Below are 14,323 nucleotides of genomic sequence, written 5' to 3'. Positions count from 1 at the left end.
GACCGGGCCGCCGGGACCGGTCCTGGGCCCCGTGTCCTGGAGCCGCGCGCCCTGGGCCCCGTGTCATGGAGCCTGGGGCGCGTCCGTCAGTCCTGCTCCTCACCGCTCGCGAAGCGGGAGGCGATCAGCGCGATGATGATGATCGCGCCGTTGAGGAACGTCTCCCACTGGCCGGGCACCCCGGCGAGCGTCATCACGTTGACCACCAGCTGCAGGGCGAGCACACCGGTGAGCGCGCCGAAGATGGTGCCCCGGCCGCCCTTCAGCCCGATACCGCCGATGACCGCGGCCGCCATGACCTGGAAGATCATGTCCTTGCCCTGGGCGGCACCGACCGAACCGTAGTGGCCGGTGTAGAGGATCCCGGCGAAGGCCGCGAGCAGCCCGCCGATCGCCAGCACGATCCAGGTGACCCGGTCCACCCGGATACCGGCCGCGCGGGCCGCCTCCGGGTTGCCGCCGATCGCGTACAGCGACCGGCCGTGCCGGGTCCAGGCCAGCGCGGCCCCGCCGACGGCGAACAGCGCCAGGCAGATCCAGACCGCGGCGGGGGCGCCGAGCCAGGAGGCCCCGCCCAGGTAGCTGAACGAGGACGGGACGTCGATGATCGACTTCCCCTCGGTGATCCCGATGTGCAGCCCGCGGAGCATCATCAGCATGCCCAGCGTCGCGATGAAGCCGTTGACGCGCAGCTTGAGCATCAGGAAGCCGTTGAACGCGCCGATCGCGAGACCCGCGAGCAGGCAGAGCGGGATCGCCGTCCAGGAGGGCAGCAGCCCGAGGCCGGTGAACCGGTCGCCCGACGAGGGCAGGACCAGCCACAGCGCGATGACCGGCGCGATACCGATCGTCGACTCCAGTGACAGGTCCATCCGCCCGCAGATCAGGATGAAGGCCTGGGCCAGTACCAGCAGGCTGAGTTCGGACGACTGCTGGATGACGTTGATCAGGTTCTGGGACGTCAGGAACACCGGTGAGACGATGAATCCGATCACCATCAGCACCAGGATCACCGGCACGAGCGAGAAGTCGCTCCAGCGGACCAGCGCCAGCCTGGCGCGTACCGGGCTCACCTGCCCCTTGGTCCCCTCGGCCGCTGCCGGCCGGATCGTGTCGGTCATGCCCGCTCCCCCACACCTTCCATGGCGGCGACCAGTTCCCCGTCCGTCCACCCACTGTCGTATTCGGCGACGACCCGCCCGTGGAAGAGCGCGACCACCCGGTCGCACACCCGCAGGTCGTCGAGTTCGTCGGAGATGATCACGGCGGCGTTGCCCTCGTCGGCGACCTGCCGCACCACGCCCAGGAGCGAGTCCTTGGACTTGATGTCCACACCGGCCGTCGGCCGTACCGCCACCAGCGTGCTGGGGTTGCGGGCCAGCGCCCGCGCGACCACCACCTTCTGCTGGTTGCCTCCGGAGAGCCCGGAGACCTTCTGGTCGGGTCCGGTGGTCTTGATGTCCAGCGAGGAGATCATGGTCCTCGCGAACTCCCGGGTACGGGAGGGGAGTACTGTCCCCCACGGCCCCAGCTGGTCGGCGACCGTCAGGGTGGCGTTCTCCGCCACACTGCGTTCCAGGACCAGGCCCTGGCGGTGCCGGTCCTCCGGGATATAGCCGATCCCCGCGTTCAGGGCGTGCGGCACGCTGCCCGGTCTGACGGCGCGGCCGCGGACCGAGACCTGCCCGGATGTGGCCTTGCGCATACCGACGAGCGTCTCGCCCAGCGCGGTGTTGCCGCTGGCCGCCGCACCCGCGATACCGAGCACCTCACCGGGGTGCACCTCGATGTCCAGCGGCTCGAACTCGCCGTCGACGGCGAGCCCTTCGGTCCGCAGGACGGGCTCGGCCGCCCCGGTCACGGCCGCCGGCCCCGCACCGGAGGCCGCGTGCCAGGCCACCGGGCCCGTCGCGGACTCGCCGGTCATGGCCGCGACCAGATCGGCCTTGCCCAGTTCGGCGACGGGCGCCGTCAGCACGTGCCGGGCATCGCGGTAGACCGTGACCGCGGTGCACAGCTCGTACACCTCCTGGAGGTGGTGCGAGATGAAGAGGAACGCCACGCCCTGGCTCTGGAGGTCCCTGAGCTTGGTGAACAGGCTCTGGATCCCCCGTGCGTCGAGCTGCGCGGTGGGTTCGTCGAGAATGATCAGCCGGGCGCCGAAGGACAGCGCGCGGGCGATCTCCACGAACTGCACCTGTTCGACGGAGAGGTCCTTCGCGCGGGTGCTGGGGTCGATGTTCACCCCGTACTCGGCGAGCAGCGCCGCGGCCCGCTTGCGCAGTCCGGACCAGCTGATCCAGCGGCCGCCCGCCGCACCGCGGCCGGTGCCGAAGTTGTTCAGGAAGAGGTTCTCGGCCACGGTGAGATCGGGGACGGCCATGGACTTCTGGTAGACGCAGGCGACCTTCGACTGCCAGGCCATGGTGTCGCCGAAGGCGGGCGCGGGCTCACCGCTGAAGGTGACCGTCCCCGCGTCCGGCTTGTGGAGCCCGGTGATGACGCTGACGAGGGTGGACTTTCCGGCGCCGTTGCGCCCGACCAGGGCGTGCGACTCACCGGGCTGGACTGTCAGGCGGACATCGTCGAGTGCGACGGTGGGACCGAAGCGCTTGACGATGCCCTGCGCATGAACCGCGGGTGCATCGGGCATCGTCAGTTCTTCTTCCCCAGCTGATTGGCCCACAGCTTCGGGTCGTTCACGTTGTCCTTGGTCACGAGCGGCGCGGGGAGCTGGTCCTCGTAGCCGTTCGGGATCTTGATGATGTTGGAGTTGTGGTCGGTCGGGCCCACCTTGAACTTCTTGCCGTCGACGGCCGCCTTGGCGTAGTACAGCGCGTACTTCGCGTAGAGGTCGGCGGGCTGGGAGATGGTCGCGTCGATCTTCCCTGCCTTGATCGCGTCGAACTCCTCCGGGATGCCGTCGTTGGAGATGATCGTGATGTGGCCCTTGGTGCCGGCCGGCTTCAGCAGCTTCTTCTGCTCCAGGAGCGCGAGCGTGGGCTGCAGGAAGACACCGCCCGCCTGCATGTAGATCCCGTTGATGTCGGGGTTGGCGGCCAGCGTGGACTGGAGCTTGGCCGACGCGACGTCGCCCTTCCAGTCGGTGGCCAGCTCGAAGAGCTTGATCTTGGGGAAGTTCTTGGTCATGCAGGACTTGAAGGCGACGGAGCGGTCCCGGCCGTTGATCGACGACAGGTCGCCCTGGAACTCGACGACCTTGCCCTTGCCCTTCAGCTGCTGCCCGAGGTACTTGCAGGCGTTCTCGCCGTACGCACGGTTGTCGGCGCGCACCACCATGTAGACGTCGCCCTTGTCGGGGCGGGTGTCGACGCTGATGACGGGGATCTTCTTCTTGTTGAGGTTCTGCAGCGTCGAGGCGATGGCCCCGGTGTCCTGCGGCGCCATCACGACGGCCTTGGCGCCCTGGTCGCTGAACGTCTGCACGTTGGCGACGAGCTTGCCGATGTCGTTCTGCGAGTTGGTCAGCGGGAGCGCCTTGACCTCACCGGCCGCGACGCCCTGCTTGATGTACTGCTGGTAGGAGTTCCAGAAGTCGCTGTCGCTGCGCGGCAGGTCGATGCCGACCTTCTTGTCCTCCGAGCCGCTGCCGGAGTCGCGGTTGCAGCCCGCGAGCGCAGTCACGGCCAGCAGTACGGCGCAGGCCGCCGCACTCGTTGTACGCACTCTCATTGGTGTCCCGTCCTTGATAGTGGCGCTTGATGCTCTGTCGGCCGTGCGGCCTGGTGTGCTCGGTGCGTCTGTTCGGTGCGTGGGCCCGGTGCGTCCGCTCAGCCGGCGGCGGAGCGCAGGCGCAGTCCCTGCATTCCGCCGTCGACCGCGAGTGCCGTACCGGTCACGGCCGCCGCCGCGGGGCTCGCGAGGTAGAGGACGGCCGCCGCCACCTCTTCGGCGGTGACAAGCCGGCCGGTGGGCTGGCGGGCGTTGAGCGCCGCGCGCTCGGCGGCCGGGTCGTCGGCCTGACCGAGCAGCCGCCCGACCCACGGGGTGTCCGCGGTGCCGGGGTTGACGCAGTTGACCCGGATGCCCTCCCGTACGTGGTCGGCCGCCATGGCCAGGGTCAGCGAGAGGACCGCGCCCTTGCTGGCGCTGTAGAGCGCGCGCTGCGGCAGGCCTGCGGTCGCGGCGATCGAGCAGGTGTGGGTGACGGAGACGCAGCCCGGCCGCTCGGCGGCCGAACGGCGCAGATGCGGCAGTGCGTGGCGGGCGGTGCGGACCATGCCGAGGACGTTGATGTCCAGGACCCGCTGCCACTCGTCGTCGGGGTTGTCGGCGACCGTGCCGACGGCGCCGATGCCCGCGTTGGAGACCACCGTGTGCAGGGCGCCGAACTCGGCCGCCGCCGCGTCGACCGCCTCCCGTACCGCGCCGTCGTCGGTGACGTCCGCCTTGAGCGCGAGGGTGCCGTCCGGCGCTCCGTCGGTCTCGCGGTCGAGTACGGCGACCCGGGCGCCCCGGGCGAGCAGTTCGGTGGCGATGGCGGCTCCGATGCCGGAAGCTCCGCCGGTGACCAGGGCGCCGAGCCCTTCGAAGTCGCGTGCAGTGGTCACGAGTTGACCTCCTCGGTGGTGCGGCGGGCCTGCCAGACGGGCCCGTCGGGGTAGCGGTGTGCGGCGAGGGAAGCGGGGTGCATACGGGCGGAGAAGCCCGGCGCGCTGGGCGCACGGTAGCGTCCGCCCTCGATCACCGCGGGGTCGGTGAAGTGTTCGTGCAGATGGTCCACGTACTCGATGACGCGGTCGTCCCGGCTGCCGGACACGGCGACGAAGTCGAACATCGCCAGGTGCTGGACCAGCTCGCACAGCCCGACGCCGCCCGCGTGCGGGCAGACCGGGACGCCGAACTTGGCGGCGAGCAGCAGGATCGCGAGGTTCTCGTTGACCCCGGCGACCCGGGCCGCGTCGATCTGTACGAAGTCGACGGCGCCCGCCTGGAGCAGCTGCTTGAAGACGACCCGGTTGGCGACGTGCTCACCGGTGGCGACCTTCACGGGCTGTCCGGACCTGACCGCCGCGTGGCCGAGGATGTCGTCGGGGCTGGTCGGCTCCTCGATCCAGTGCGGGTCGTACGGGGCGAGCGCCTCCATCCAGCGCAGCGCGTCCGCTACGTCCCAGCGCTGGTTGGCGTCCACGGCGACCCGGATGCCGGGGCCGACGGTCGCGCGGGCCAGCTTCATTCTGCGGACGTCGTCGTCCAGGTCGGCGCCGACCTTCAGCTTGATCTGCCCGAAGCCGGCGCCGACCGCCTCCTGGGCGAGCCGCACCAGCTTCTCGTCGGAGTAGCCGAGCCAGCCGGGCGACGTGGTGTACGCGGGGTAGCCGTCGGTACGCAGCAGGGCGGCCCGTTCGGCGCGGCCCGGTTCGGCGGCGCGCAGGATGGCGAGGGCCTCGTCGGGGGTGAGGGCGTCGGTCAGATAGCGGAAGTCGACCAGCGAGACGAGCTCCTCCGGTGTCATACCTGCCAGGAACTCCCAGACCGGCTTGCCGGCGGCGGTGGCCGCCAGGTCCCAGGCGGCGTTGATGACCGCGCCCGCCGCCATGTGCATCACCCCCTTCTCGGGGCCGAGCCAGCGCAGTTGCGAGTCGTGGGTGAGATCGTGGTGGAGCTCCGCGAGCCCGGCGGCGGTGAGCGGCGCTGGCCGCCCCTCCACGTAGGGCCGCAGCGCTTCGATGGCGGCGGCGATGACGTCGTTGCCGCGCCCGATGGTGAAACAGAAGCCATGTCCCGCGACACCGCCCGGCACATCGGTGCTGAGCACCACATAGGCCGCTGAGTAGTCGGGGTCCGGGTTCATGGCGTCCGAGCCGTCGAGCTGTTCCGAGGTGGGGAATCGGATGTCGTGGACCTCGAACCCCGTGACGGTCGGACTCATCCACACTCCCTTGGTAAGAACTGGTAAGAACATCGGACCTTTAATTTGTCATCCGATGTATAGCCCCGCACATGCCATACCGTCCAGGGGTGAGACGAAATTTGCCGGTACAGCTCGGATGAATAGGTTCGATATGGGCAGACTGTCGGAACGGCTCGGCCGGCCGCCGGGACGCACGCCGGGCTGCCGCCAGGATGTACAGGAGGGCGTGCAGAAGGGCTGCGTCCGGGTACCCGGAAAGCCGTAAGGTTGGTGCGTAAGAGAAGAACTTCGGAGGGAGGCACTGGGTGATCGAGCTCGAGGGAGTTCCCGAGCTGATCGACCCGGTCATGGTGGCCGCGTTCGAGGGCTGGAACGACGCCGGCGACGCAGCCTCCACCGCGGTCGCCCATCTGGACCGGGAGTGGAAGGGCGAGGTGTTCGCGGCGCTCGACGCCGAGGACTACTACGACTTCCAGGTCAACCGGCCCACGGTGTGGCTGGACGGCGGGGTACGCAAGGTCACTTGGCCGACGACCCGGCTCTCCGTGATCCGGGTGACCGGCGACAAGCCCCGCGACCTGGTGCTGGTCCGGGGGATCGAACCGTCCATGCGCTGGCGCTCGTTCTGCAACGAGATCCTGGGCTTCGCCCATGAGCTGGGCGTCGAGATGGTGGTGATCCTGGGCGCACTGCTCGGCGACACCCCGCACACCAGGCCGGTGCCGGTCAGTGGAGTCACGTCGGACGCGGATCTGGCCAGGACGATGGATCTGGAGGAGACCCGGTACGAGGGGCCGACCGGCATCGTCGGCATCCTCCAGGAGGCGTGCACCCACGCCGGTGTGCCCGCGGTGAGCCTCTGGGCCGCCGTCCCGCACTATGTGTCGCAGCCGCCCAACCCGAAGGCGACGCTCGCTCTGCTGAACCGGCTGGAAGACCTGATCGATCTGCGGATCCCGCTGGGCGAACTGCCCGAGGACGCACGGGCCTGGCAGGTCGGCGTGGACCAACTGGCCGCGGAGGACAGCGAGGTGGCGGAGTACGTCCAGACGCTGGAGGAGGCACGCGACACCGCGGAGCTTCCCGAGGCGTCCGGCGAAGCCATCGCGCGGGAGTTCGAGCGTTATCTGCGCCGCCGCGACGGCGGTCCCGGCCCGGGCCAGGCCGGCGGCGGACATGCCACGGACGGCGGCGAGGGCAGCAATTACCGGCGGGACAGCTCCGGTCCGGGCAGCCGCTCACGGCCACCGAAGCCGCAGCGGCCCGACCCGGGGAACGACAAGCCGACGGACGACGAGAACGGCCCGGAGGACTCCCCCGAGGAGTGACCGGGCCTCCGGGAACCCGGGCCGTGTCCGTCCGGGAACCCAGGGCGTGTCCGTCCTGGAACTCAGGCCGTGTCCCTCAGGACGGAAGAGAATCGCCCCCGGACTCCGCTGCGGGGTCCGGGGGCGACAGGGAAAGCGGGGCGCCCTACAGGGCCACTCCGAGCAGGGCGTCGGCGGCGCGCGACACCAGGCCGGGCGCGCCCTCGTCCGTACCGCCGCCGGACTCCTGGAGGGCCGCCCAGCGGTCGACGGCACGCAGCGCGGCGGGCGCGTCGAGGTCGTCGGCGAGCGCCTGCCTGATCTCCTCGATCAGGGCGTCGGCGGACGGTCCGTCGGGCCGGGAAACAGCAGCGCGCCAGCGGCCGAGCCGCTCCACGGCGTCCTGGAGGACCTCGTCCGTCCAGTCCCAGTCCGAGCGGTAGTGGTGGGCCAGCAGGGCGAGCCGGATCGCGGCCGGGTCCACGCCGTCGTGGCGCAGCTTCGACACGAAGACCAGGTTGCCCTTCGACTTGGACATCTTCTCGCCGTCCAGGCCGACCATGCCGGCGTGCACATAGGCCTGGGCGAACGGGTGCTCGCCGGTCAGCACCTGGGCGTGCGAGGCACCCATCTCGTGGTGCGGGAAGGCGAGGTCGGAGCCGCCGCCCTGGACGTCGAAGCCCATCCCGAGGTGGTCGAGGGCGATGGCCACGCACTCGATGTGCCAGCCGGGCCTGCCGCGGCCCAGGGACGCGCCGTCCCAGCTCGGCTCGCCCTCGCGGGCCCCCAGCCAGAGCATCGGGTCGAGCGGGTTCTTCTTGCCGGGCCGCTCGGGGTCGCCGCCGCGCTCGGCCGAGAGCAGCCGCATCGCCTCCGCGTCCAGGTTCGACACCTCACCGAAGTGCGGGTCGCTCTCCACGGAGAAGTAGATGTCGTTCTCGAGTTCGTAGGCGGCACCGCAGTCCCGCAGCCGCTCGATGAGCGGCACGATGCCCGGTATGGCCTCGACCGCTCCGATGAAGTGCTTCGGCGGGAGCATCCGCAGCGCGGTCATGTCCTCGCGGAAGAGCGCCGTCTCGCGCGCCGCGAGCTCGGCCCAGTCCTCACCGTCGCGCACGGCCCGCTCCAGCAGCGGATCGTCCACGTCGGTCACGTTCTGGACGTAGTGGACCTGCCTCTTGGTGTCGAGCCACACGCGCTGAACGAGGTCGAACGCGTTGTAGGTCGCCGCATGACCGATGTGCGTCGCGTCGTACGGCGTGATGCCGCAGACGTAGATGCGGGCGACGGGGCCGGGGTCGAGGGTGACTCGTCCGCCGGTCGCGGTGGAGTGGATCTCAAGGTCGGCGCCCTTGCCGGGCAGGGCGGGAACCTCAGAAGCGGGCCAGGCATACATGTACACGAGCGTAACCGGACGTCAGTTCCGACAACGAACCGGAGTGCCCACCTTGGCCGAATCGGCACTCTTGCGTCAGTGGGGTATCTGAGTGGTACCGGCCTGCGTGATCCGGGGCTGAATGATCCGGTCCCGCGGGACCTGCGGCCGGATCCGTGCCCCCTACACCGGCGGCCAGGGGATCGCCGGCCAGTCACCGCTGGGTACGGGGTGCCGGCCGGCCTCCCGCAGCGCCCCCACGCGCCCCCGCAGCGCTTCCAGCTCCGTGCCGGTGATGAGCCCCGCCAGCCGCTCCGTGAGCCCCGTACCGGGCGCCAGCTCCACGGTGAGCCTGTCCAGTACCCCGGCCGTCTCGGGCGTCAGCGGTTCACCCGCCCACCCCCACAGCAGCGTCCGCAGTTTGTCGTCGGCGTTGAAGGTGACTCCGTGGTCGATGCCGTAGAGCCGCCCCTCGTCGGTCGGCAGCAGATGACCGCCCTTGCGGTCGCCGTTGTTGATCACAGCGTCGAGCACCGAGAGCCGCCGCAGCCGCTCGTCGTCCGCGTGCACCAGCAGCGCCGTCCTGCCCTCGCCCACTTCGGCGAAGCCGATGGCCTTCCAGCCGTCGGCGGGCTCCTCCTCCTCGACGAGGCCCAGCAGCGACGGCTCGGCGGCGGACTCGATCCACAGCTGGCACATGCCCTCGCCGTACGGACCGTCGCGCAGCACCGTGGGCGGGACGAATCCCCACCCCGTCGCCTCGGAGACCTCGTATGCCGCCACCTCGCGCTGGGCGAGCGTCCCGTCGGGGAAGTCCCACAGCGGCCGTTCACCGGCGACCGGCTTGTACACGCAGGCCGCTTCCCGGCCCTCGTACGCGACCGAGCAGTACAGCACCGCGTTGGATGCCTCACGCACCCGTCCGCGTACCGTCAGCTCCCCCTCCAGGAGGAGCCGGGTGGCCGTCACGCCCCCCTGCGGTATCCGTTCTGGCGCGGGCATACGTGTCCCTCCGGGTCGAGCGGCAGGCTGCACAGGGGGCACGGCGGCCGTCCCGCGTTCACGACGTCGAGTGCGCGCTTGGCGAAGGCCCTGGCCTGCGCGCCGGTCAGCCGCACGCGGAGCATCGGCGGGCCGTTCTCGTCGTCCTGGAGGAGCCGTTCCTCGGCTTCCGCGAGGTCTTCGTCGGTGTCCGCGTCCAGCTCGACGAGGGCCTGAGCCTCGATGATCATGCGCTGTTCGTCGCCGTCCCAGGCCAGCGCCATCGTGCCGACGCGGAACTCCTCCTCGACCGGGGCGTCCAGCGGGGCGGTGTCGCCGGCGTCGGACGGAGCGACCGCGGGCACCGGGGAGTTGCCCCCGGTCCTGCGCACCACTTCGTCGAGCAGTTCGTCGATGCGCTCCGCGAGCGCGGCCACCTGGGTCTTCTCCAGCGCGACGCTGGTGGTGCGGGGGCCGGACGACGCCTGCAGGAAGAACGTACGGCGCCCAGGCAGCCCGACCGTACCGGCAACGAAGCGGTCCGGCGGGTCGTAGAAGTACACCTGACGGGACACGTCCTGATCTCCATGGGGGTTCGGCTGCGGGGTGGTCCGGTTTACGGCCCGCCCACCCTACTGCGCGGAGCGATCACGGCGCGCCCGCGCCACCACCGACGGCGGCGTCCGATCCCGGAGCGCTCTCGCGCGGCGCCAGCGAGCCGAACTCGCCGGTGTCGCCGAGCCGCAGGACGAAGGGCCGCACCTCGGTGTAGCGGATGGCCGTGAGGGAACACGGGTCGACGTGGATCCGCTGGAAGAGGTCGAGATGCATCCCGAGGGCGTCGGCGATCACCGACTTGATGATGTCGCCGTGCGAACACATCGCGTACACCGCGTTTTCGCCGTGCTCGGCGTCGATCCGGGCGTTCCAGTCCCGTACGGCGTCGACGGCGCGGGCCTGCATAGCGCGCATCGACTCGCCGCCCGGGAACGCGGCGGCAGACGGGTGCTGCTGCACGGTCCTCATCAGCGGCTCGTCGTTGAGTTCGGCGAGTTTGCGCCCCGCCCAGTCGCCGTAGTCGCACTCGCTGATCCGGTCCTCGGTGTGGAGCGTCAGCTCCGGCCTGGCGGCCAGCAGCGGTGCGACGGTCTCGCGGCAGCGCTGCAGCGGGCTGGTGACGACGGCGGTGAGCGGCAGCCCGGCCAGCCGGTCCGGCAGCCCGGCCGCCTGGGTGGCACCCCGCTCGTCGAGGGAGACGCCCGGCGTCCGGCCCGCGAGCACTCCGGAGGTGTTGGCGGTGGAGCGTCCGTGCCGTACAAGAATCAGCGTGGCCATGGCGGCCAGCCTAATGCCGTGCGTTCGGATCGGGCCGGGGCCGCCGGGTCCTGGCCCGGTCCGGGCGGAAGTCCCCGGGGCTCACCGGCCGGCCGGTGGCACCCGGTGCGGCGCGGATGCGGCCCCCCGCGCGTGCGCGGGCGGCCCGGTCAGGGAAGAATGCGCGCCGTGATTGTCGATTGCGCCATCTACCGGGACGGACGCCGCATAGAGGGGCCGCCGGACCTCTCCGACGCCCTCGCCGAGGCACGCGCGGACGGGCACGCCTTTCTCTGGGTCGGGCTGCACGAGCCGACGCAGGAGGAATTCGACCTGGTCAGCAGCGAGTTCAAGCTGCACCAGCTGGCGGTGGAGGATGCCCTGCGGGCCCACCAGCGGCCCAAGCTCGAGGTCTACGACGAGACGCTCTTCATGGTGCTGAAGCCGGTGATGTACGACGCGGACAGCGACACCGTGACCACCGACGAGCTGATGCTCTTCCTCGGCGACTCCTTCGTGGTGACGGTGCGGCACGGTGCGGGCGCCCCGCTCGCCGCCGTACGCAAGCGGCTGGAGGAGGAGCACAATGTGCTCAAGCACGGCCCCACCGCCATCATGTACGCGGTGAGCGACACCGTCGTCGACCACTACATCGACGTGGCGGCGGAGCTCCAGACCGACCTGGAGGAGCTGGAGGCCGAGGTCTTCGCGCCCAACGGCGGCGATTCGAAGAACATCGCGTCGCGGATCTACACCTTCAAGCGGCAGGTACTCGAATTCCGCCGTGCCAGCGGCCCCCTGGCGGCTCCCATGGCCCGGCTGGCGGGGGCGGGGGTGCCGTTCGTGCACGAACACTCGCAGCCGTTCTTCCGGGATGTGGGCGACCATCTGACCCGCGCCAACGAGCAGGTGGAAGGGCTGGACCGGCTGCTGTCCGACATCCTCTCCGCGCATCTGGCGCAGATGGGCGTCCGGCAGAACGACGACATGCGCAAGATCTCGGCCTGGGCGGCGATGGCGGCGGTGCCGACCATGGTCGCCGGTATCTACGGCATGAACTTCCAGCACATGCCGGAGCTGAAGTGGACCTGGGCCTATCCGGCGGTGATCGCGCTGATGGTCGCGGTCGTCTTCGCCCTGCACCGGCAGTTCAAACGGCGCGGCTGGCTCTGAGACGGGACGGGCGGGTGCCACTGTCCGGCCGGCTCTGAGACGGGACGGGCGGGGCACCGCCGTCCGGCCGGCTCCGAGGCGGGACAGGACGGCTCCAGCGGCTGTCGCGGCGGGCGGGGACGGCTCAGGCGAACTCCGCCGCGTGGGGCGCGGGGGGCGGCCCGCCGAGCGCGTCGCGCCGTTCGGGCATGGCCAGGCTCACCGACCGGCGCCAGCCGCCTGCCCGCTCGTACCCGTACAGCCCCTGCACGCCCGCGGCCAGCACCGCCGACTTGGCCCTCGGCCAGCCGAGGATGGCGCCCATCCGCTCCATCACGGCAAGACCCACCTCCCGGTAGACGCGGATCTCCTCCAGCGCGCTCTCCCGCAGGACCGAGTGGATGGTGCGGGCGTGGCCCTGTGCGGCCAGGCGCAGCAGTTCCTCGTGGCAGTAGGCGAGGTGGTTGTCCTCGTCCCGGCAGATCATGCGCACGGCCCGGCCGATGTCCGGCTGGTCGCCGAGGTACCGCACCAGGGTGTTCATCTGCTCCGAAGCGCGCTGTTCGGTGACCCTGCTGTGCGCGAGGTAGACGACGATCTCCCGCTCGGTCAGCCGCTCGCTGCCGCGCAGCCTGCGGTGGCTCAGGCCGATGCCCCGGCGTTCGAGCAGCATCGTGTAGTCGGTCGCCTCGGGCACCTCCACCAGGTCGAGCCCGCGCTTCTTGAGCAGGGCGCGGAAGATCCGGCCGTGCTTGTCCTCATCGGCACCGTGCCGGGCGATCTTCGGGGCGAGGGCGCTCATGCTCTCCGGGGCGAGGGCGGAGATCCGGCCGTTCTCCCAGCCGCCCTGGGCCTCCCCGCCGGCCGCGATGGAGCAGAAGAGCCGGAAGGCGTCGTCGCTGTCGACGATCTCCTGGAAAATGCTCCGCGCCGAAAGCATCACTGCCACCTCCATGCCGATATCTGACGTTATGAGTCAAATGCGATATCGGTTGACCGGCAATGTGTACCCCTGACCTGTTCGGCCGAAAGGCGGAACGCCCGCCCACGGCCCGGAGGCGTAACCGAGGGGCCCCTGAGGCGTTGTTCAGCACGACGGCCGTGGCGGGGAAGACCCCCCGAGCCCCCACCACGGCCGCAGACCTCTCCCGGGAATCCCGGTGGCTGCTGTGACCCGGCTACGCGAGCCCGGCCCGCTCCAGCGCCTCCGTACCGGCCCGCAGTCCGGCCACCCGCTCGTCGAGCGTGAACCCGGCCGGGGCCAGCGTCAGCGTGGTGACCCCGGCCGCGGCGTAGGCCTGCATCCGGTCGGCGATCCGCTCCACGGACCCGAGCAGCGTCGTCCGGTCGATCAGCTCGTGCGGTACGGCGGCGGCCGCACCGTCCCTGTCGCCGCCCAGGTACTTCTCCTGGATCTCGGCGGCCTCCTTCTCGTACCCCATGCGCTGCGCGAGCTTGTTGTAGAAGTTCTGCTTGCGGCTGCCCATACCGCCCACGTACAGGGCGGTGTACGGCCGGAACGTGTCGGCCAGCGCGTGTACGTCGTCGCCCACCGCGAGCGGCAGGGTCGGGCAGACATCGAAGCCCTCCATCGTGAGCCCGGCCTTCTCCCGGCCGGCCCGCAGCGGGCTGATCGCGGTGGACTCCAGGTGCTCGGCCGAGGGGAAGATCAGCAGTGCGCCGTCGGCGATCTCACCGGTCTGCTCCAGGTTCTTGGGGCCGATCGCCGCGATGTAGAGCGGGATGTGCTCGCGCTGCGGGTGGACGGTGAGCTTGATGGGCTTGCCCGGGCCCCCGGGCAGCGGCAGCGTCCAGTGCTCGCCCTCGTACGAGAGGCGCTCGCGCGACATCGCCTTGCGGACGATCTCCACGTACTCACGGGTGCGCGAGAGGGGCTTGTCGAACTTGACGCCGTACCAGCCCTCGGAGACCTGCGGCCCCGAGACGCCGAGTCCGAGCCGGAAGCGGCCGCCGGAGAGCGAGTCGAGGGTGGCCGCGGTCATCGCCGTCATCGCGGGCGCCCTCGCGGGGATCTGGAAGATCGCGGAGCCCACATCGATCCGCTCGGTCCTGGCGGCTACCCAGGAGAGCACGGTCGGCCCGTCCGAGCCGTACGCCTCGGCCGCCCAGCAGACGTCATAGCCGAGCCGGTCGGCCTCCTGAGCCACGGCGAGGTTGTCGCCGTCCATCCCGGCACCCCAGTAGCCGAGGTTGATTCCGAGCCGCATGACCGCTCCCTTACCAATGAGTAACGTCCCTGTTTCCGGGGACTCTAGCGCGCGCCGGCGGCATCCGTCAGGGGGTGGTTGTCCACAGGCT

At 70.6% G+C, this 14,323-nt stretch carries 13 protein-coding genes; 2 read left to right on the top strand and 11 right to left on the bottom strand.

The window, feature by feature from the left end; translation table 11 throughout:
- Nucleotides 1-86: 86 nt before the first annotated feature.
- The 5 genes from OG210_RS26740 to OG210_RS26720 form a co-directional block, all read right to left on the bottom strand.
- Nucleotides 87-1,121, bottom strand: coding sequence for an ABC transporter permease (locus tag OG210_RS26740; protein ID WP_328324992.1), 1,035 nt, complete (start codon nt 1,119-1,121; stop codon nt 87-89).
- Nucleotides 1,118-2,653 carry a sugar ABC transporter ATP-binding protein gene (locus tag OG210_RS26735; protein ID WP_328324994.1) on the bottom strand — a complete coding sequence of 512 codons (1,536 nt, stop codon included), beginning with the start codon at nt 2,651-2,653 and terminating at the stop codon, nt 1,118-1,120. Before OG210_RS26735 ends, OG210_RS26740 begins: the two co-directional genes overlap by 4 nt.
- A gap of 2 nt (nt 2,654-2,655) precedes the next feature.
- Entirely contained in the window at nt 2,656-3,693 is a 1,038-nt protein-coding gene (locus tag OG210_RS26730) for a sugar ABC transporter substrate-binding protein (RefSeq protein WP_328324996.1), read from the bottom strand.
- Between the two features lie 98 nt (nt 3,694-3,791).
- The gene (locus OG210_RS26725; RefSeq protein ID WP_371539027.1) at nt 3,792-4,571 is read right to left on the bottom strand and encodes an SDR family NAD(P)-dependent oxidoreductase; all 780 of its coding nucleotides are present in this window, start codon (nt 4,569-4,571) and stop codon (nt 3,792-3,794) included.
- Nucleotides 4,568-5,893, bottom strand: a complete 1,326-nt coding sequence (locus OG210_RS26720) for an enolase C-terminal domain-like protein (protein WP_328325000.1) — start codon at nt 5,891-5,893, stop codon at nt 4,568-4,570. Before OG210_RS26720 ends, OG210_RS26725 begins: the two co-directional genes overlap by 4 nt.
- Before the next feature lie 287 nt (nt 5,894-6,180).
- Between OG210_RS26720 and OG210_RS26715 the strand changes: the two genes are divergently transcribed.
- Nucleotides 6,181-7,203: a PAC2 family protein gene (locus OG210_RS26715; protein WP_328325002.1), complete on the top strand. Its 1,023-nt coding sequence runs from the start codon at nt 6,181-6,183 to the stop codon at nt 7,201-7,203.
- Nucleotides 7,204-7,348: 145 nt separating this feature from the next.
- Here the strand turns inward: OG210_RS26715 and mshC are convergent, their stop codons facing one another.
- The 4 genes from mshC to OG210_RS26695 form a co-directional block, all read right to left on the bottom strand.
- A complete protein-coding gene (gene mshC, locus OG210_RS26710) occupies nt 7,349-8,578 on the bottom strand; it encodes a cysteine--1-D-myo-inosityl 2-amino-2-deoxy-alpha-D-glucopyranoside ligase (protein WP_328325004.1) in 1,230 nt (409 codons plus the stop codon).
- 162 nt (nt 8,579-8,740) lie between these two features.
- Complete coding sequence (locus OG210_RS26705; protein ID WP_328325006.1) at nt 8,741-9,559, bottom strand: SCO1664 family protein; 819 nt, start codon at nt 9,557-9,559, stop codon at nt 8,741-8,743.
- Nucleotides 9,523-10,113, bottom strand: a complete 591-nt coding sequence (locus tag OG210_RS26700) for a DUF3090 domain-containing protein (protein ID WP_266858628.1) — start codon at nt 10,111-10,113, stop codon at nt 9,523-9,525. The genes OG210_RS26705 and OG210_RS26700 overlap by 37 nt, the downstream gene beginning before the upstream one ends.
- Before the next feature lie 73 nt (nt 10,114-10,186).
- Nucleotides 10,187-10,873, bottom strand: a complete 687-nt coding sequence (locus tag OG210_RS26695) for a histidine phosphatase family protein (protein ID WP_328325008.1) — start codon at nt 10,871-10,873, stop codon at nt 10,187-10,189.
- A 159-nt stretch (nt 10,874-11,032) separates the two neighbouring features.
- Between OG210_RS26695 and corA the strand changes: the two genes are divergently transcribed.
- Entirely contained in the window at nt 11,033-12,025 is a 993-nt protein-coding gene (gene corA, locus OG210_RS26690) for a magnesium/cobalt transporter CorA (protein ID WP_371539021.1), read from the top strand.
- Nucleotides 12,026-12,149: 124 nt separating this feature from the next.
- Here corA and OG210_RS26685 read toward each other — a convergent pair whose 3' ends face one another.
- Nucleotides 12,150-12,944: a ferritin-like domain-containing protein gene (locus tag OG210_RS26685; RefSeq protein ID WP_371540495.1), complete on the bottom strand. Its 795-nt coding sequence runs from the start codon at nt 12,942-12,944 to the stop codon at nt 12,150-12,152.
- Between the two features lie 238 nt (nt 12,945-13,182).
- On the bottom strand, nt 13,183-14,232 hold the full coding sequence (locus OG210_RS26680) for an LLM class F420-dependent oxidoreductase (protein WP_328325012.1): 1,050 nt from the start codon (nt 14,230-14,232) through the stop codon (nt 13,183-13,185).
- Nucleotides 14,233-14,323: the final 91 nt, after the last annotated feature.

This window comes from Streptomyces sp. NBC_00466 (genome assembly GCF_041433995.1).
GTDB lineage: Bacteria > Actinomycetota > Actinomycetes > Streptomycetales > Streptomycetaceae > Streptomyces.
This window is presented reverse-complemented; position numbering and strand designations above follow the sequence as displayed.

Excerpts from the sequence above, each read along its gene's own strand:
- OG210_RS26740 (WP_328324992.1), bottom strand. The coding sequence starts at position 1,121 with ATGACCGACACGATCCGGCCGGCAGCGGCCGAGGGGACCAAGGGGCAG.
- OG210_RS26735 (WP_328324994.1), bottom strand. The coding sequence starts at position 2,653 with ATGCCCGATGCACCCGCGGTTCATGCGCAGGGCATCGTCAAGCGCTTC.
- OG210_RS26730 (WP_328324996.1), bottom strand. The coding sequence starts at position 3,693 with ATGAGAGTGCGTACAACGAGTGCGGCGGCCTGCGCCGTACTGCTGGCC.
- OG210_RS26720 (WP_328325000.1), bottom strand. The coding sequence starts at position 5,893 with ATGAGTCCGACCGTCACGGGGTTCGAGGTCCACGACATCCGATTCCCC.
- mshC (WP_328325004.1), bottom strand. The coding sequence starts at position 8,578 with ATGTATGCCTGGCCCGCTTCTGAGGTTCCCGCCCTGCCCGGCAAGGGC.
- OG210_RS26705 (WP_328325006.1), bottom strand. The coding sequence starts at position 9,559 with ATGCCCGCGCCAGAACGGATACCGCAGGGGGGCGTGACGGCCACCCGG.
- OG210_RS26695 (WP_328325008.1), bottom strand. The coding sequence starts at position 10,873 with ATGGCCACGCTGATTCTTGTACGGCACGGACGCTCCACCGCCAACACC.
- corA (WP_371539021.1), top strand. The coding sequence starts at position 11,033 with ATGCGCGCCGTGATTGTCGATTGCGCCATCTACCGGGACGGACGCCGC.
- OG210_RS26685 (WP_371540495.1), bottom strand. The coding sequence starts at position 12,944 with ATGCTTTCGGCGCGGAGCATTTTCCAGGAGATCGTCGACAGCGACGAC.
- OG210_RS26680 (WP_328325012.1), bottom strand. The coding sequence starts at position 14,232 with ATGCGGCTCGGAATCAACCTCGGCTACTGGGGTGCCGGGATGGACGGC.